Origin of the sequence: Intrasporangium sp., from assembly GCF_039812505.1 — a bacterium.
Classification (GTDB): Bacteria; Actinomycetota; Actinomycetes; order Actinomycetales; family Dermatophilaceae; genus Intrasporangium_A.
The window spans coordinates 21,753-37,484 of the sequence record NZ_JBDIAQ010000018.1; the positions used below are offsets into that span (position 1 = coordinate 21,753).

Annotated in this window: 26 protein-coding genes; 25 read left to right on the forward strand and 1 reads right to left on the reverse strand. The window is 69.5% G+C overall.

The features are described from left to right. Positions 1-8 precede the first annotated feature (8 nt). On the reverse strand, positions 9-926 hold the full coding sequence (locus WMI84_RS04465) for an LLM class flavin-dependent oxidoreductase (protein ID WP_347350808.1): 918 nt from the start codon (positions 924-926) through the stop codon (positions 9-11). 115 nt (positions 927-1,041) lie between these two features. On the opposite strand from WMI84_RS04465, the gene WMI84_RS04470 reads away from it, so the two are divergent. The 25 genes from WMI84_RS04470 to map all read left to right on the forward strand — a co-directional run. Then, positions 1,042-2,349, forward strand: coding sequence for a M18 family aminopeptidase (locus tag WMI84_RS04470; protein WP_347350809.1), 1,308 nt, complete (start codon positions 1,042-1,044; stop codon positions 2,347-2,349). Between the two features lie 570 nt (positions 2,350-2,919). Beyond that, complete coding sequence (gene rpsJ / locus WMI84_RS04475) at positions 2,920-3,228, forward strand: 30S ribosomal protein S10 (protein WP_009775966.1); 309 nt, start codon at positions 2,920-2,922, stop codon at positions 3,226-3,228. 70 nt (positions 3,229-3,298) lie between these two features. After that, a complete protein-coding gene (rplC, locus tag WMI84_RS04480; RefSeq protein WP_347350829.1) occupies positions 3,299-3,901 on the forward strand; it encodes a 50S ribosomal protein L3 in 603 nt (200 codons plus the stop codon). 2 nt (positions 3,902-3,903) lie between these two features. After that, positions 3,904-4,551 (forward strand): 50S ribosomal protein L4, encoded by a 648-nt coding sequence (rplD, locus tag WMI84_RS04485; RefSeq protein WP_347350810.1) that lies wholly within the window; start codon positions 3,904-3,906, stop codon positions 4,549-4,551. After that, positions 4,548-4,847, forward strand: coding sequence for a 50S ribosomal protein L23 (rplW, locus tag WMI84_RS04490; RefSeq protein ID WP_347350811.1), 300 nt, complete (start codon positions 4,548-4,550; stop codon positions 4,845-4,847). The genes rplD and rplW overlap by 4 nt, the downstream gene beginning before the upstream one ends. Before the next feature lie 30 nt (positions 4,848-4,877). Then, entirely contained in the window at positions 4,878-5,714 is an 837-nt protein-coding gene (gene rplB / locus WMI84_RS04495) for a 50S ribosomal protein L2 (RefSeq protein ID WP_347350812.1), read from the forward strand. Between the two features lie 12 nt (positions 5,715-5,726). After that, positions 5,727-6,008 carry a 30S ribosomal protein S19 gene (gene rpsS / locus WMI84_RS04500; protein ID WP_325003600.1) on the forward strand — a complete coding sequence of 94 codons (282 nt, stop codon included), beginning with the start codon at positions 5,727-5,729 and terminating at the stop codon, positions 6,006-6,008. 29 nt (positions 6,009-6,037) lie between these two features. Beyond that, positions 6,038-6,412 carry a 50S ribosomal protein L22 gene (rplV, locus tag WMI84_RS04505; RefSeq protein ID WP_347350830.1) on the forward strand — a complete coding sequence of 125 codons (375 nt, stop codon included), beginning with the start codon at positions 6,038-6,040 and terminating at the stop codon, positions 6,410-6,412. 2 nt (positions 6,413-6,414) lie between these two features. Continuing rightward, on the forward strand, positions 6,415-7,245 hold the full coding sequence (gene rpsC / locus WMI84_RS04510) for a 30S ribosomal protein S3 (RefSeq protein WP_347350813.1): 831 nt from the start codon (positions 6,415-6,417) through the stop codon (positions 7,243-7,245). A 2-nt stretch (positions 7,246-7,247) separates the two neighbouring features. After that, positions 7,248-7,667: a 50S ribosomal protein L16 gene (rplP, locus tag WMI84_RS04515; RefSeq protein WP_347350814.1), complete on the forward strand. Its 420-nt coding sequence runs from the start codon at positions 7,248-7,250 to the stop codon at positions 7,665-7,667. Then, entirely contained in the window at positions 7,667-8,047 is a 381-nt protein-coding gene (rpmC, locus tag WMI84_RS04520) for a 50S ribosomal protein L29 (protein WP_347350815.1), read from the forward strand. The genes rplP and rpmC overlap by 1 nt, the downstream gene beginning before the upstream one ends. Next, entirely contained in the window at positions 8,044-8,361 is a 318-nt protein-coding gene (rpsQ, locus tag WMI84_RS04525; protein ID WP_347350816.1) for a 30S ribosomal protein S17, read from the forward strand. The genes rpmC and rpsQ overlap by 4 nt, the downstream gene beginning before the upstream one ends. A gap of 215 nt (positions 8,362-8,576) precedes the next feature. Beyond that, positions 8,577-8,945, forward strand: coding sequence for a 50S ribosomal protein L14 (gene rplN / locus WMI84_RS04530; protein WP_034715247.1), 369 nt, complete (start codon positions 8,577-8,579; stop codon positions 8,943-8,945). 2 nt (positions 8,946-8,947) lie between these two features. Continuing rightward, a complete protein-coding gene (rplX, locus tag WMI84_RS04535; RefSeq protein ID WP_347350817.1) occupies positions 8,948-9,316 on the forward strand; it encodes a 50S ribosomal protein L24 in 369 nt (122 codons plus the stop codon). Between the two features lies 1 nt (position 9,317). After that, positions 9,318-9,893 (forward strand): 50S ribosomal protein L5, encoded by a 576-nt coding sequence (rplE, locus tag WMI84_RS04540; protein WP_347350818.1) that lies wholly within the window; start codon positions 9,318-9,320, stop codon positions 9,891-9,893. A 1-nt stretch (position 9,894) separates the two neighbouring features. Beyond that, the gene (locus WMI84_RS04545; RefSeq protein WP_034715243.1) at positions 9,895-10,080 is read left to right on the forward strand and encodes a type Z 30S ribosomal protein S14; all 186 of its coding nucleotides are present in this window, start codon (positions 9,895-9,897) and stop codon (positions 10,078-10,080) included. A 93-nt stretch (positions 10,081-10,173) separates the two neighbouring features. Continuing rightward, positions 10,174-10,572, forward strand: a complete 399-nt coding sequence (gene rpsH / locus WMI84_RS04550) for a 30S ribosomal protein S8 (protein WP_347350819.1) — start codon at positions 10,174-10,176, stop codon at positions 10,570-10,572. Between the two features lie 12 nt (positions 10,573-10,584). Then, positions 10,585-11,121, forward strand: a complete 537-nt coding sequence (gene rplF, locus WMI84_RS04555) for a 50S ribosomal protein L6 (RefSeq protein WP_347350820.1) — start codon at positions 10,585-10,587, stop codon at positions 11,119-11,121. Between the two features lie 3 nt (positions 11,122-11,124). Further along, positions 11,125-11,499 carry a 50S ribosomal protein L18 gene (gene rplR / locus WMI84_RS04560; RefSeq protein ID WP_347350821.1) on the forward strand — a complete coding sequence of 125 codons (375 nt, stop codon included), beginning with the start codon at positions 11,125-11,127 and terminating at the stop codon, positions 11,497-11,499. 49 nt (positions 11,500-11,548) lie between these two features. Further along, positions 11,549-12,211 carry a 30S ribosomal protein S5 gene (rpsE, locus tag WMI84_RS04565; RefSeq protein ID WP_347350822.1) on the forward strand — a complete coding sequence of 221 codons (663 nt, stop codon included), beginning with the start codon at positions 11,549-11,551 and terminating at the stop codon, positions 12,209-12,211. Beyond that, positions 12,211-12,393, forward strand: a complete 183-nt coding sequence (gene rpmD / locus WMI84_RS04570; protein WP_347350823.1) for a 50S ribosomal protein L30 — start codon at positions 12,211-12,213, stop codon at positions 12,391-12,393. Before rpsE ends, rpmD begins: the two co-directional genes overlap by 1 nt. Before the next feature lies 1 nt (position 12,394). Next, the gene (gene rplO / locus WMI84_RS04575) at positions 12,395-12,868 is read left to right on the forward strand and encodes a 50S ribosomal protein L15 (RefSeq protein ID WP_347350824.1); all 474 of its coding nucleotides are present in this window, start codon (positions 12,395-12,397) and stop codon (positions 12,866-12,868) included. A gap of 159 nt (positions 12,869-13,027) precedes the next feature. Then, complete coding sequence (secY, locus tag WMI84_RS04580; protein WP_347350825.1) at positions 13,028-14,350, forward strand: preprotein translocase subunit SecY; 1,323 nt, start codon at positions 13,028-13,030, stop codon at positions 14,348-14,350. Then, positions 14,350-14,919, forward strand: coding sequence for an adenylate kinase (locus WMI84_RS04585; RefSeq protein WP_347350826.1), 570 nt, complete (start codon positions 14,350-14,352; stop codon positions 14,917-14,919). The genes secY and WMI84_RS04585 overlap by 1 nt, the downstream gene beginning before the upstream one ends. Before the next feature lie 12 nt (positions 14,920-14,931). Next, positions 14,932-15,732: type I methionyl aminopeptidase (map, locus tag WMI84_RS04590; RefSeq protein WP_347350827.1), on the forward strand; the 801-nt coding region annotated here is incomplete at its 3' end.

Consider the following 15,732-nt stretch of genomic DNA (forward strand, 5'->3'; position numbering starts at 1 on the left):
CTGCGTGCTCAGGGCTGCAGGATCGACGACGCCCGGCCCGCGACGGTGATGGTGGCGACGGTGATCGGGTCGAGGACGAGCTGCACGTGGACCGCTCCGGCCTCGGCCATGGCGTGCAGGTGCTCGGCGATCGCGCCGGGATCACCCGCAACCGGTTCCACCGTCGCCGCATGGTGGGAGTCACCCATCACCCGCCCGCGACCGCCGGCCAGCCGCACGTAGACGGCGGCGGTCGCCCCCACCTCGCCGGGACGGCGTCCCGAGGCGACCGCCGCAGCATCGACCCGCTCCTTGAGCCGGGCGAACTCGGTGGGGGAGTTGGCGTAGTCGCTCCACCAGGTGTTCCAGAGATCGACGTGCGGCAGGCCGATGCGCATCATCCGCGGCCCGGTCGAGCCGAGCATGAGCGGGGGGCCGCCCGGCCGGGTCGGGCCCGGGTCGAGGATGCACTCGGCGGCGTCGTAGAACCTGCCGTGGTGGTCGATCCGGCCGGTGCGCAGCAGCGTCCTGATGATTGTGAACGCCTCCTCGAACCTCGAGGTCCTCCGGTCGAAGGGGAAGCCGTAGGCGGCGTACTCACGCTCGTTCCAACCGGCGCCGAGGCCGAGGACCAGCCGTCCACCGGAGATGCCGTCGACCGTCGCGGCCAGCTTCGCGAGCATCGCCGGGGCGTGGAAGCTCGTCGACGCGACCAACGGTCCGAGCTCGACCCGTGAGGTCACGGCGGCGATCGCGGCCAGGGAGGTCCACACCTCCCACGGACCCCGGGCCACGCCACCCGGCAGGTCGTAGAGCAGGTGGTCGCCGAGCCAGACCGAGTCGAGCCCGACGTCCTCGGCGGCTCGTGCCATGGCCAGCAGCTCGGGCCACTCGACCCGGCGCTCGACCTCGGGTAGCTGGACGCCGACGCGCAGTGGCTTGCCCATGCCCTCATCCTGCTACCCCGCGCGACGGCCAGTCACCGAACCTCCGCGGTGAGCGGCATACCGAACAGCTCGTGCGTCGGGAAGTGGCTCGCGGCCACCGGTAAGGTCGGTCCTCGTGGTCCACTCCTTCGACATCGAGACCGAGGCGCAGGGGCTCGTCGAGTTCGTCGACGCCTCCCCGACGCCGTTCCACGCGTGCGAGCAGGTGGCGGCGCGGCTGCGACAGGCGGGCTTCACGCCGGTCGCCGAGACCGACCCCTTCCCCACCCGGCCCGGGGCGTACTTCCTCGTGCGCGGCGGCTCGCTCGTGGCCTGGGACAACAGTGGGGCGGACGCCGCCGGCGCCGGCCTCGCCGCGGGGTTCCGGGTGGTCGGGGCGCACACCGACAGCCCCAACCTGCGGATCAAGCCGCGACCGGACCACACCCGGGCCGGCTGGCAGCTGCTCGGGGTCGAGCCGTACGGCGGGTTGCTGCTCAACTCGTGGCTCGACCGCGACCTCGGGCTCGCCGGGCGAGTCGCGGTGCGCACGGCCGCCGGGCCGCAGAGCCGGCTCTTCCACGACCCGCGCTCGCTGCTGCGCGTGCCGCAGCTGGCCATCCATCTCGACCGCAGCGTCAACGACCGGCTCGAGCTGAACCGGCAGCTGCACCTGGAGCCGGTGTGGGGCCTCGGCCCGGCCCCCGCGGACTTCCGCGCCTACGTGGGGGAACAGGTCGGCGCCGAGCCGGCGGACGTCCTCGGCTGGGACGTCATGACCTACCCGACCGAGCCTTCGGCCCGGCTCGGCCGGCACGGCGAGCTGGTCGCGGCGCCGCGCCTGGACAACCTGGCCACGACGTATGCCGCCGTGCGCGCCCTGCTCGACGTGGCCGGCCGGGCCGGCCGGCAGGTGCCGGTCGTCGTCCTGTTCGACCACGAGGAGGTCGGCAGCATGTCCGAGCGGGGCGCCATGTCGACGGTGCTGCCGTCGGTCCTCGAACGGCTCGTGCTGGCCGGGGGCGGCAGCCGGGACGACTACTGGCGGGCGCTGGCCGCCACCGTCATCGCCTCCGGCGACATGGCCCACGCGACGCACCCGAACTACGTCGACCGGCACGAGCCGGAACACCAGATCGCCATGAACGGCGGACCGGTGCTCAAGATCAACACCAACCTGCGCTACGCGACCGACTCACGGGGCGAGGCGGCCTTCCGGCTGGCCTGTGAGCAGGCCGGGGTGCCGATGCAGACCTTCGTAGTGCGCAGTGACCTGCCGTGCGGTTCGACGGTGGGTCCGATGACCGCGGCCCTGACCGGAGCGACGACGGTCGACTTCGGCGCGCCGATGCTCTCGATGCACAGCGCCCGCGAGCTGTGCGGCGCGCAGGACCCGGCCGGGTACGCCGGGGCGCTCGCCGCCTTCCTGGCCCCCGCCGGCTGAGTGCGCCCTCCCCCCGCCTCTCATCGACAGTGCACGGTTCCCGATCGACAGTGCATCATTGCGGGTCGACAGTGCACGACTCCCGATCGACAGTGCATCATTTCGGGTCGACGGTGCACGACTCCGGATCGAGCGTGCACGACTGCGGATCGAGCGGGCGCTGCTTGGTTCGAGCGCCACGGACGCTGGGTCGGCTCGTTGTGGGTGACGACCCCTGGTCGGTGATCAGGATTGCTGCACTGTCGATAGGGGTTGGGGTTGGGGAGGGCGGACCCGGATTTGATCGTGTCTCGGGCAACTGGCACACTAGTCAGGTTGCTTGACGCGCGTCGCTGACCCATGTCGGTGGCGCCGCCCCTTGTAGAGCCTCCTGACGGGGACTCGCCCGGACTCCACGTGGAGGCCCAAGGGAAGCGCAGGCCAACCCGGTTCGGCCGGGCCATCCACACCGAGACGCGCTGCGGAATCCGCGTGTCTCATTACGAAGCGGGCGCGACACGCCCGACCTCGGGGGTCGGATGGCCAAGGGAACCGGTCGGACAGCACGGCGAGAGAGAGACGTAACTTCAGATGGCGGGACAGAAGATCCGCATCCGCTTGAAGTCGTATGACCACGAGGTCATCGACAACTCGGCGCGCAAGATCGTCGACACGGTGACCCGTGCGGGGGCGACCGTGGTCGGGCCGGTGCCACTGCCGACGGAGAAGAACGTCTTCGTCGTCATCCGGTCACCACACAAGTACAAGGACAGCCGCGAGCACTTCGAGATGCGCACCCACAAGCGCCTCATCGACATCATCGACCCGACGCCCAAGGCCGTCGACTCGCTGATGCGCCTCGACCTGCCGGCGGACGTCAACATCGAGATCAAGCTCTGAGCTCGGGGTGACCACAGTGACTGCCAACACCGACAAGACCGTCAAGGGCGTGCTCGGCGAGAAGCTCGGCATGACCCAGGTGTGGGACGCCGACAACCGGCTCGTCCCCGTGACCGTCGTCAAGGCCGGCCCCTGCGTCGTGACGCAGGTGCGTGCCGCCGAGACCGACGGCTACTCCGCCGTGCAGATCGCCTTCGGGGCCATCGACCCCCGCAAGGTCAACAAGCCGATGACCGGCCACTTCGAGCGGGCCGGGGTCACGCCGCGGCGCCACCTGGTCGAGCTGCGCACCGCCGACGCCGGCGAGTACCAGCTCGGCCAGGAGATCACCGCGGCGGTGTTCGAGGCCGGTCAGCGGGTCGACGCGACCGGCACTACCAAGGGCAAGGGCTTCGCAGGGGTGATGAAGCGCCATGGCTTCGCCGGCGTCTCCTCCTCGCACGGCGCGCACCGCAACCACCGCAAGCCCGGCTCGATCGGCGGCTGCGCGACGCCCGGCCGGGTCTTCAAGGGGATGCGCATGGCGGGCCGGATGGGCGGCGTGCGCCAGACGACCCAGAACCTGCAGATCCACGCCGTCGACGCCGAGAAGGGGCTGCTGCTGATCAAGGGCGCCGTCCCCGGCCCGCGCGGCGGCATCGTCCTGATCCGTACGGCCGCGAAGGGGGCCTGACCATGACGACCGACCTTCCCGCCGAGATCTTCGACGTGCAGACCAACGTCCCGCTGATCCACCAGGTCGTGGTGGCCCAGCTCGCCGCCGCCCGCTCGGGTACCCACTCGACGAAGACCCGTGGCGAGGTCCGTGGCGGTGGCCGTAAGCCGTACCGCCAGAAGGGGACCGGCCGGGCCCGGCAGGGCTCCGTCCGCGCGCCGCAGTTCGCCGGCGGCGGCGTCGTCCACGGCGCGGTGCCGCGCGACTACTCGCAGCGCACCCCGAAGAAGATGAAGACCGCCGCGCTGCGCGGGGCCCTGTCCGACCGGGCCCGCTACGGCCGCATCCACGTCGTCGACGCGATCGTGACGGACGACACGCCCTCGACGAAGCAGGCCAGGACGCTGCTGGCCGGGCTGACCGAACGCCGCAACCTGTTGGTCGTGCTCGCGCGCGGCGACGAGGTGGCGTTCAAGTCGGTCCGCAACCTGCCCGGTGTCCACGTCCTCGTCGCCGACCAGCTCAACACCTACGACGTGCTCTGCGCCGACGACGTCGTGTTCACCCGGGCCGCCCTCGACGCGTTCGTCGCGGGACCGGTCCGGGCCGACGCCAGGTCCGCGGCCAAGGCCCCGAGCGCCCCCGCGGGCGAGGAGGAATCGAAGTGAGCATCCACGAGAAGAACCCCCGCGACATCCTCATCGCCCCGGTCGTCTCGGAGAAGTCCTACGGGCTGCTCGACCAGGGCAAGTACACGTTCGTCGTCGACCGCCGGGCGAACAAGACCGAGATCAAGATCGCCATCGAGCAGATCTTCGGCGTCAAGGTCGACAAGGTCCACACCATGAACCGTCAGGGCAAGGCCCGCCGCACCCGGTTCGGTATCGGCAAGCGCAAGGACACCAAGCGCGCGATCGTCTCCCTCCGCGAGGGCTCGATCGACATCTTCGGGGCCGGCGCCTGAGAGCCACGAGAGAGCTGAGGCCAGAACATCATGGGAATCCGTAAGTACAAGCCGACCACGCCGGGCCGTCGTGGCGCGTCGGTCGCCGACTTCGTGGAGATCACGCGCACCACGCCGGAGAAGTCGCTCGTCCGACCGCTGACCAAGACCGGTGGGCGCAACAACGCCGGCCGGATCACCACCCGGCACATCGGGGGTGGACACAAGCGGGCCTACCGGGTCATCGACTTCCGTCGCCACGACAAGGACGGCGTGCCGGCCAAGGTCGCGCACATCGAGTACGACCCGAACCGCACGGCGCGCATCGCCCTGGTCCAGTACGCGGACGGCGAGAAGCGCTACATCCTCGCGCCCAACCGGCTCAAGCAGGGCGACCCGATCGAGAACGGCCCGTCGGCCGACATCAAGCCGGGCAACTCGCTGCCGATGCGCAACATCCCGGTCGGGACGGTCATCCACGCGATCGAGCTCAAGCCGGGCGGCGGCGCCAAGATCGCCCGTTCCGCCGGCGCCCGGGTCCAGCTCGTCGCCAAGGACGGGCCCTACGCCCAGCTGCGCATGCCGTCCGGTGAGATCCGCAACGTCGACGCTCGCTGCCGCGCCACGGTGGGCGAGGTAGGCAATGCCGAGCAGAGCAACATCAACTGGGGCAAGGCCGGTCGGATGCGGTGGAAGGGCAAGCGCCCGACCGTCCGCGGGGTCGTCATGAACCCGGTCGACCACCCGCACGGTGGTGGTGAGGGCCGCACCTCGGGTGGTCGTCACCCGGTCAGCCCGTGGGGCCAGCCGGAGGGCCGGACCCGCAAGGGACACAAGGAAAGCGACAAGCTCATCGTGCGTCGCCGTCGGACCGGCAAGAAGCGCTGATAGGAGCCGCACATGCCTCGTAGCCTGAAGAAGGGCCCCTTCATCGACGACCACCTGCAGAAGAAGGTGGACGCCCAGAACGAAGCGGGCACGAAGAACGTCATCAAGACCTGGTCGCGCCGTTCGGTCATCAGCCCGGACATGCTCGGCCACACCTTCGCCGTCCACGACGGACGCAAGCACGTGCCGGTGTTCGTCACCGAGTCGATGGTCGGCCACAAGCTGGGCGAGTTCGCCCCGACCCGGACCTTCCGGGGTCACGTCAAGGACGACAAGAAGGGACGTCGGCGCTGATGGCCGCCAGCACCTCCAGGGAAGAAGTCATGCAGGCCAGGGCCTTGGCACGCCACGTCCGCGTCTCGCCGATGAAGGCCCGCCGGGTCGTCGACCTGATCCGCGGCAAGCGGGCGACGGAGGCAATCACGGTCCTGACGTTCGCGCCGCAGGCGGCGTCCGAACCGGTCCGCAAGGTGGTCGAGAGCGCCATCGCCAACGCCCGTGTCCGGGCCGACCGCGAGTCGGTCGCGTTCGACGAGCGCAACCTGGTCATCGCCGAGGCGTTCGTCGACGAGGGCCCCACGATGAAGCGCTTCCGGCCGCGGGCCCAGGGTCGCGCCGGCCGGATCAACAAGCGCACGAGCCACATCACGGTCGTGGTCGCCGAGAACAACAAGAACAACGGGAAGGGAGGCCGCTGAGCATGGGCCAGAAGGTCAACCCGAACGGATTCCGGCTCGGCATCACGACGGAGCACCGCAGCCGCTGGTTCGCCGACTCCACCAAGGACGGGCAGCGCTACCGCGACTTCGTCAAGGAGGACGTCGCCATCCGCCGGCTCATGGAGACCGGCATGGAGCGCGCCGGCATCGCCAAGGTCGAGATCGAGCGCACCCGGGACCGCGTGCGGGTGGACATCCACACCGCCCGGCCGGGCATCGTCATCGGCCGTCGCGGTGCCGAGGCCGACCGGATCCGCGGCGAGCTCGAGAAGCTGACCGGCAAGCAGGTCCAGCTGAACATCCTCGAGGTCAAGAACCCCGAGGTCGACGCCCAGCTCGTCGCCCAGGGCATCGCCGAGCAGCTCTCCGCTCGCGTCTCCTTCCGCCGGGCGATGCGCAAGGGCATGCAGTCCGCCCAGCGTGCCGGCGCGAAGGGCATCCGCGTGCAGGTCTCCGGCCGGCTCAACGGCGCCGAGATGAGCCGCACCGAGTTCTACCGCGAGGGCCGGGTCCCGCTGCACACGCTGCGCGCCAACATCGACTACGGCTTCTACGAGGCCCGCACGACGTTCGGCCGCATCGGGGTCAAGGTGTGGATCTACAAGGGCGACCTGACCGCCAAGGAGCTGGCTGCCCAGCAGGCCGCCGCCCCGCGCCCGTCGCGTGGGCCGCGGCGCGACGGGGACCGCCCGAACCGCGCCCGTCGTGGTGACCGCACCGAGGCCGCTGCTCCGCAGGAGCCGGTGGCCACCGAGTCCACGGCCGCCGCCGAGGCCCCGGCCCCGGCCGCCACCGAGAATGAGCAGGCCTGACCATGTTGATCCCCCGTCGAGTCAAGCACCGCAAGCAGCACCACCCGGGTCGCTCGGGCGCTGCCAAGGGCGGCACGAAGATCGCCTTCGGCGACTACGGCATCCAGGCTCTCGAGCCGGCGTACGTGACCAACCGACAGATCGAGTCGGCGCGTATCGCGATGACCCGCTACATCAAGCGTGGCGGAAAGGTCTGGATCAACATCTACCCGGACCGGCCGCTGACCAAGAAGCCCGCCGAGACCCGGATGGGCTCGGGCAAGGGCTCGCCCGAGTGGTGGATCGCCAACGTCAAGCCGGGCCGGGTCATGTTCGAGCTCGCCGGCGTCTCCGAGCCCGTCGCCCGCGAGGCGCTGCGCCTCGCGATGCACAAGCTCCCGATGAAGTGCCGCTTCGTGGCGCGTGAGGGTGGTGACAACTGATGGCTGTCGGTACCAAGGACCTGATGCCCGAGCAGCTGCGTGGTCTGGACGACACGCGTCTCGCCGACGAGCTGAAGAAGGCGAAGGAGGAGCTGTTCAACCTCCGGTTCCAGTCGGCGACCGGGCAGCTGGACAACCACGGCCGGCTCCGCGCGGTCAAGAAGGACATCGCCCGGATCTACACCGAGATGCGCGAGCGCGAGCTCGGCATCGGGTCGGCCCCCGAGCCGACTCCCGCCGCGGCGGAGCAGACCGGCCGGAGGGCCCGCAGGGCCGCGAAGAAGAGCAAGGCTGCGGCTGTCGCGGACACGACGGCTGACGACGCCGCGCAGGCGGCGCCGCGAGACGCCGACGAGCAGGCGAAGGAGGCCCAGGAATGAGCGAGCAGGACACCACGCCGGCGCCCGACGCACCGAGCAGCACCAGCAGCACCACGTCCGCGGCGCGCAACGACCGCAAGACCCGTCAGGGTTACGTGGTCAGCGACAAGATGGACAAGACGGTCGTGGTCGAGGTCGAGGACCGCGTCAAGCACGCGCTGTACGGCAAGGTCATGCGTCGCAGCAGCAAGGTCAAGGCCCACGACGAGCGCAACGAGGCCGGCATCGGCGACCGCGTGCTCATCATGGAGACCCGCCCCATCTCCGCGACGAAGCGCTGGCGCCTCGTCGAGATCCTCGAGAAGGCCAAGTAGTCGGGGGTTCGGCCCTGGCGGGCCTGCCCCCCGACCACCCCCCAACAACCCGCGTGGCTGGCGTTGCGAGGTGAGCGGCATACGGCGTCCGTATGCCGTTCAGCCCGGATCGCAGGTCACGTGCCCATCCAGTTCGGCGAGGCTTCCGCCGAAAGAAGTCGCGCAGAGCGCGAGTTCTTCCGGCGGGAGAACCGGCACGACGACAGGAGTAGACAGTGATTCAGCAGGAGTCGCGACTGCGTGTCGCCGACAACACGGGTGCCAAGGAGCTGCTGTGCATCCGGGTGCTCGGCGGCTCGGGTCGTCGCTATGCCGGCATCGGCGACACGATCGTCGCCACGGTCAAGGACGCGATACCGGGCGGCAACGTCAAGAAGGGCGACGTGGTCAAGGCCGTCATCGTGCGGACCGTCAAGGAGCGTCGTCGCGCCGACGGGTCGTACATCAAGTTCGACGAGAACGCCGCGGTCATCCTCAAGGGTGACGGGGACCCCCGCGGGACCCGCATCTTCGGGCCGGTGGGCCGCGAGCTGCGCGAGAAGAAGTTCATGAAGATCATCTCGCTCGCTCCGGAGGTGCTGTGAGCATGAGCAAGTCGATGAAGATCAAGAAGGGCGACCTCGTCCAGGTCATCTCGGGTCGCAGCCAGAAGAACGGCGGCGACCGGGGCAAGCAGGGCAAGGTCATCGCGGTGTTCCCGCAACAGGGCCGGGTGCTCGTCGAGGGGATCAACCGGGTCACCAAGCACGTCAAGGCCGGGGCCACCGCGCGTGGCACGCGTACCGGCGGGCTGACCCACACCGAGGCGCCGATCCACGTCAGCAACGTGATGATCGTCGACCCCGAGAGCAAGAAGCCCACCCGGATCAAGACCCGCGTCGAGACCGTGGAACGGGGCGGCCGCCAGAAGGCCTCCCGCGTCCGGGTCGCCGTCGCGTCGGACAAGGACCTGTGAGATGTCAACCACACAGACTGAGGTGCTCGCGGTGAAGCCGCGTCTCAAGCAGCGCTACCAGGACGAGATCAAGCCCGCCCTGCGGGGCCAGTTCGGCTACGGCAACGTCATGCAGATCCCGGGCGTGGTCAAGATCGTGGTCAACATGGGGGTCGGTGACGCCGCCCGCGACAGCAAGCTGATCGAGGGTGCGGTGCGCGACCTGGCCGCGATCACCGGGCAGAAGCCGACCGTGACCAAGGCGCGCAAGTCGATCGCCCAGTTCAAGCTGCGTGAGGGCATGCCGATCGGTGCCCACACGACGCTGCGCGGCGACCGGATGTGGGAGTTCCTCGACCGCCTCGTGACGATCGCGCTCCCGCGCATCCGCGACTTCCGCGGCCTCTCGCCGAAGCAGTTCGACGGCCGTGGCAACTACACCTTCGGCCTCACCGAGCAGTCGATGTTCCACGAGATCGACCAGGACAAGATCGACCGCGTGCGCGGCATGGACATCACCGTGGTCACCACGGCGACCAACGACGACGAGGGACGCGCGCTGCTCAAGGCGCTCGGCTTCCCGTTCAAGGAGAACTGACATGGCCAAGACCGCCCTGGTCAACAAGGCGAACAAGAAGCCCAAGTTCAAGGTGCGCGCCTACAGCCGCTGCCAGCGCTGCGGCCGGCCCCACTCGGTCTACCGCAAGTTCGGCCTCTGCCGGATCTGCCTGCGCGAGCTGGCCCACCGCGGCGAGCTGCCGGGCGTGACCAAGAGCTCCTGGTAATACAACTCACCCACATCACAGACCTCTGACACCGCAGGTCGACCGGGCCCGAGCCCGGCCGAAACCCCGGTGAGGAAGGGCGGAGAAGCCCACATGACAATGACTGACCCGATTGCGGACATGCTGACCCGCGTGCGCAACGCCAACTCGGCGTACCACGACGCGGTCTCCATGCCGTACTCGAAGCTGAAGAAGAACATCGCGGAGATCCTCCAGTCGGAGGGTTACATCGCCGGCTGGAAGGTCGAGCCGGGCGAGGTCGGCCAGACCCTGACGATCGACCTCAAGTACGGCCCCAACCGCGAGCGCTCCATCGCCGGCGTCCGACGGGTCAGCAAGCCCGGCCTGCGCGTCTATGCGAAGTCGACCAACCTGCCGCGGGTGCTCGGCGGCCTGGGCGTCGCGATCATCTCCACGTCGGGCGGGCTGCTGACCGACCGGCAGGCACACGAGAAGGGCGTGGGTGGGGAAGTCCTCGCCTACGTCTGGTGAGGAGGGGCTGACATGTCGCGAATCGGACGACTTCCGGTCACCATCCCGGCGGGGGTGGATGTCACCCTCGCCGGCCAGGACGTCACCGTGAAGGGCCCCAAGGGCCAGCTCGCGCTGACCGTCCCCGAGCCGATCACCGTCGAACAGGCCGACGGGACGCTGGAGGTCAAGCGCCCCAACGACGAGCGGGACTCCCGCTCGCTGCACGGCCTGACCCGCTCGCTGATCAACAACATGGTCCTGGGCGTGACCGAGGGCTACGTGAAGAAGATGGAGATCTACGGCACCGGGTACCGCGTCGCGGCCAAGGGAGCAACCCTCGAGTTCTCGCTCGGTTACTCGCACCCCGTGGTCGTCGAGGCCCCCGAGGGGATCAGCTTCGTCGTCGAGACCCCGACCCGCTTCTCGGTGCAGGGCATCGACAAGCAGCTGGTCGGCGAGGTCGCCGCCAACATCCGCAAGCTGCGCAAGCCGGACCCGTACAAGGGCAAGGGTGTTCGCTACGCGGGCGAGCAGATCCGTCGCAAGGTTGGAAAGGCCGGTAAGTAAGCCATGGCAATGATCGTCAAGCGCGGCAAGAGCAAGGCCGCCGCCCGGATCCGTCGCCAGCAGCGCGGCCGCAAGAAGGTCACCGGCACCGCGGGGCGGCCCCGGCTGGTCGTGTCCCGCTCGAGCCGCCACATGTTCGTGCAGGTCGTCGACGACACCGTCGGCCGCACGGTCGCCTCGGCGTCCACGATGGAGCCGGACCTGCGGGCCATGGACGGCGACAAGACGGCCAGGGCCAGGAAGGTCGGCGAGCTGGTCGCGGCGCGCGCCAAGGAGGCCGGGATCGAGTCCGTCGTGTTCGACCGAGCCGGCAACAAGTACCACGGTCGGGTCGCCGCGATCGCCGAGGGCGCCCGCCAAGGTGGGTTGTCGTTGTGAGTGACAGCGCGACCAAGCACATCGTTTTCGTCGAGATGAGGAACAACTGATGCCCGGACAGCAGCGTCGAGGCGCGGGCCCCGCAGGTGAGCGCAGCGAGCGCGGCGAGCGTCAGGACCGCCGCGGCGGCCGTGACCACCGCGACGGTCGTGACGCCGAGAAGAACCAGTACGTCGAACGCGTCGTGACGATCAACCGCGTGGCCAAGGTCGTCAAGGGTGGTCGGCGCTTCAGCTTCACCGCCCTGGTGGTGGTGGGCGACGGCGACGGCACCGTCGGCATCGGATACGGCAAGGCCAAGGAGGTCCCGGCCGCGATCGCCAAGGGCGTCGAGGAGGCCAAGAAGGGCTTCTTCCGCGTCCCGCGGATCCAGGGCACCATCCCGCACCCCGTCCAGGGCGAGGCGGCTGCCGGCGTCGTCATGCTCCGCCCGGCCGCCCCCGGCACCGGTGTCATCGCCGGCGGCCCGGTGCGTGCGGTCCTGGAGTGCGCCGGCATCCACGACGTCCTGTCCAAGTCGCTCGGGTCCGACAACGCCATCAACATCGTGCACGCGACCGCTCAGGCGCTGCGCGATCTCGAGCGTCCCGAGTCCGTCGCCGCCCGCCGGGGCAAGTCGCTCGAGGAGGTCGCCCCGGCCGCCATGCTGAGGGCCCGCGCGGCCGGGATCGCGGACGCGAAGTCGGCCGCGGCCGAGAAGGCAGGTGCCTGATGTCACGCCTGAAGGTGACCCAGACCCGTTCCGAGATCGGTGGCAAGCAGAACCAGCGTGAGACGCTGCGCAGCCTCGGTCTGAAGCACATTGGCGACGTCGTCGTCAAGGAGGACCGTCCCGAGATCCGTGGGATGGTCAGGACGGTGACCCACCTGGTCACCGTCGAGGAGGTTGACTGACATGGCCGACAAGACCGAGGGCAGCACGCTCAAGGTGCACCACCTGCGCCCCGCGCCCGGCGCTCGGACGGCGCGGACCCGGGTGGGCCGCGGAGAGGGCTCCAAGGGCAAGACCGCGGGCCGGGGCACCAAGGGCACGAAGGCGCGCTACCAGGTCCCGCACCGCTTCGAGGGCGGGTCGATGCCGATCCACATGCGCCTGCCGAAGCTGCGCGGCTTCAAGAACCCGTTCCGGACCGTGTACCAGGTGGTCAACCTGGACCGCCTCCAGACGCTCTTCCCGGAGGGCGGCCAGGTGACCGTGGCCGACCTCGTCGAACGGGGGGCCGTCCGTGACGGCTACCCGGTCAAGGTGCTCGGCACCGGCGAGGTGTCGGTGCGGCTCGACGTGCGGGTCGAGAAGTTCTCCGCGTCCGCCAAGGAGAAGATCGAGGCCGCCGGCGGTTCGGCCACCTCGACCACCGACTCCGAGTGACCCCCGGTTCGGCGCAGCGCCGCCCGCCCCGGGTGCCTTCAGGCGGTCCGACTTCAGGTCGGTCTGCGAGAAGCCGCCCGGGGCGGCGGTGTTTCTGAGTTACCCTTCACCGGATTGCATGACCATGCCGCGTCACCTCGCGGCCCTTCAGGAGGACCAGTGCTTGCCGCTTTCGTTCGCGCGTTCCGTACCCCGGACCTGCGCAAGAAGCTGCTGTTCACCCTGGGCATCATCGCGTTGTTCCGCTTCGGGTCGCACCTGCCCACCCCGGGGGTGAGCTACCCGTTGGTGCAGGCCTGTCTGGCGCAGAGCCAGGCGCTCGGCAGCGACCAAGCCAGCTTCCTCAGCCTGGCCAACCTCTTCAGCGGCGGCGCGATGCTGCAGCTGTCGGTGTTCGCGCTCGGCATCATGCCGTACATCACCGCGAGCATCATCGTGCAGCTGCTCACGGTGGTCATCCCTCGCTTCGAGGAGCTGAAGAAGGAGGGGCAGGCCGGCCAGACGAAGATGACGCAGTACACGCGCTACCTCACGATCGGCCTGGCGATCCTGCAGTCGGCGACCCTGGTCACCTTCGCCCGCAACCCGTCGGCGCTCTTCGGCCCCGGCTGCGACAACATCCTGGTCGACCAGTCGATGATCACCATCGTCATCATGGTCCTGACGATGACGGCGGGCACCGGCCTGATCATGTGGCTCGGCGAGCTGATCACCGACCGCGGCGTCGGCAACGGGATGTCGCTGCTGATCTTCATCTCCATCGCGGCAGGCTTCCCGGGTGCGCTGTGGCAGATCAAGGAGAACAAGGGCTGGGGCACCTTCCTCGGGATCTGCCTGATGGGCCTGTTCATCCTCGCCGCGGTCGTGTACGTCGAGCAGTCGATGCGCCGGGTCCCGGTGCAGTACGCCAAGCGGATGGTGGGGCGCCGGATGTACGGCGGCACCTCGACCTACATCCCGCTGAAGGTCAACATGGCCAACGTCATCCCGGTCATCTTCGCCTCGTCGCTGCTGGCGCTGCCGATGATGGTCGCGCAGTTCCAGCAGGACCCGTCGGGCGGGCCGGCGTGGGCGCAGTGGATCAACAACACCTTCGCCCGGGGCGACCACCCGGTCTACATGATCACCTACACCGCGCTGATCATCTTCTTCACCTTCTTCTATGTCTCGATCACGTTCAACCCCACCGAGGTCGCCGACAACATGAAGAAGTACGGCGGCTTCATCCCGGGCATCCGGGCCGGGCGGCCCACGGCCGAGTACCTCCAGTACGTGATCACCCGGATCACCGTGCCCGGTGCCATCTACCTGGCGGTCGTCTCCCTCATCCCGGTGATCGCCTTCGTCATGGTCGAGGCCAACCAGGCCAACTTCCCGTTCGGGGGCACGTCGATCATCATCCTCGTCGGCGTCGGGCTCGAGACGGTCAAGCAGATCGAGGCGCAGCTGGAGCAGCGCCACTACGAAGGGTTCCTCAGGTAATGCGACTGATCATTCTCGGCCCCCCCGGGGCCGGCAAGGGCACCCAAGCGGCGCGCATCGCGCAGCGCCTCGGCATCCCGGCCATCTCCACCGGGGACATCTTCCGGGCCAACATCAGGCAACAGACCCCACTGGGGGAGCGGGTCGAACAGATCCTCTCCTCGGGCGGGTACGTGCCCGACGAGGTGACCAACGACATCGTCGAGGACCGCCTGGGCTGGCCGGACGCGGGCGACGGGTTCCTGCTGGACGGCTACCCGCGCACCGCGGGACAGGTGCAGGCCCTCGACACGATGCTCGAGCGGCACGGCCGTGGCCTCGACGCCGTGCTCGAGCTGACGGTGGACGAGGACGCCGTGGTGGCCCGGCTGCTGCGCCGTGCCGCCATCGAGGGACGGGCCGACGACACGGAAGAGGTCATCCGGGAGCGGCAGGCGATCTACCGCAAGGAGACCGCGCCGCTCGCGCAGCACTACGCGGATGCCGGGCTGCTCGTGCAGGTCGACGGGATGGGCGAGGTCGACGCGGTGACCGACCGCGTCCTCGCCGCGCTGCACCGGACGAGCTAGCGGGACCGTCCCATGTTCGGACGGCGCAAGCTGCGCGGTCGCACCGACGAGCAGGTCCTGCTGATGCGCGAGGCCGGACTGTTGACCGGGCGCACCCTGGAGCTGCTCCGAGAGCACGTCCGGCCGGGCGTGAGCACGCTCGAGCTCGACCGGATCGCAGAGGAGTTCATCCGCGACCACGGGGGCGTGCCGAACTTCCAGCTCGTGCCGGGCTATTCCCACACGCTGTGCACTAGCGTCAACGAGCAGGTGGTGCACGGCATCCCGCGCAGCACGTGCGTGCTGCGCGAGGGCGACCTGCTCTCGATCGACTGCGGCGCCGAGGTCGACGGCTGGAACGGCGACTCGGCCATCTCCGTGGTAGTCGGTGGACTCACGGCGGCCCGCCCGGCCGACCTGGACCTCCTCGCGGCCACCGAGGCGAGCCTCTACGACGGCATCGCCGCCATGCGGGTCGGTGGTCGGCTCTACGACATCGGCGACGCGATCGAGGCGAGCATCGCGGCCGCACAGCACCGCGACAGCCGCACGTACGGCGTCATCGACGAGTACGTCGGCCACGGCATCGGCGAGAAGATGCACCTGGACCCGCAGATCCCGAACTACGCGGTCGGCGAGACCGGGCCCCGGCTCGTCTCCGGGTTCACCGGGGCCATCGAGCCGATGATCACGCTCGGCGGGAGCGCGACCACCGTGCTCGCCGACGACTGGACCGTGGTGACCAGCGACGGGTCCCGCGCCTGCCACGTCGAGCACACCGTCGTCGTGCGCGACGCGGGCCTGTGGGTTCTGACCGCGCTCGACGGGGGGCAG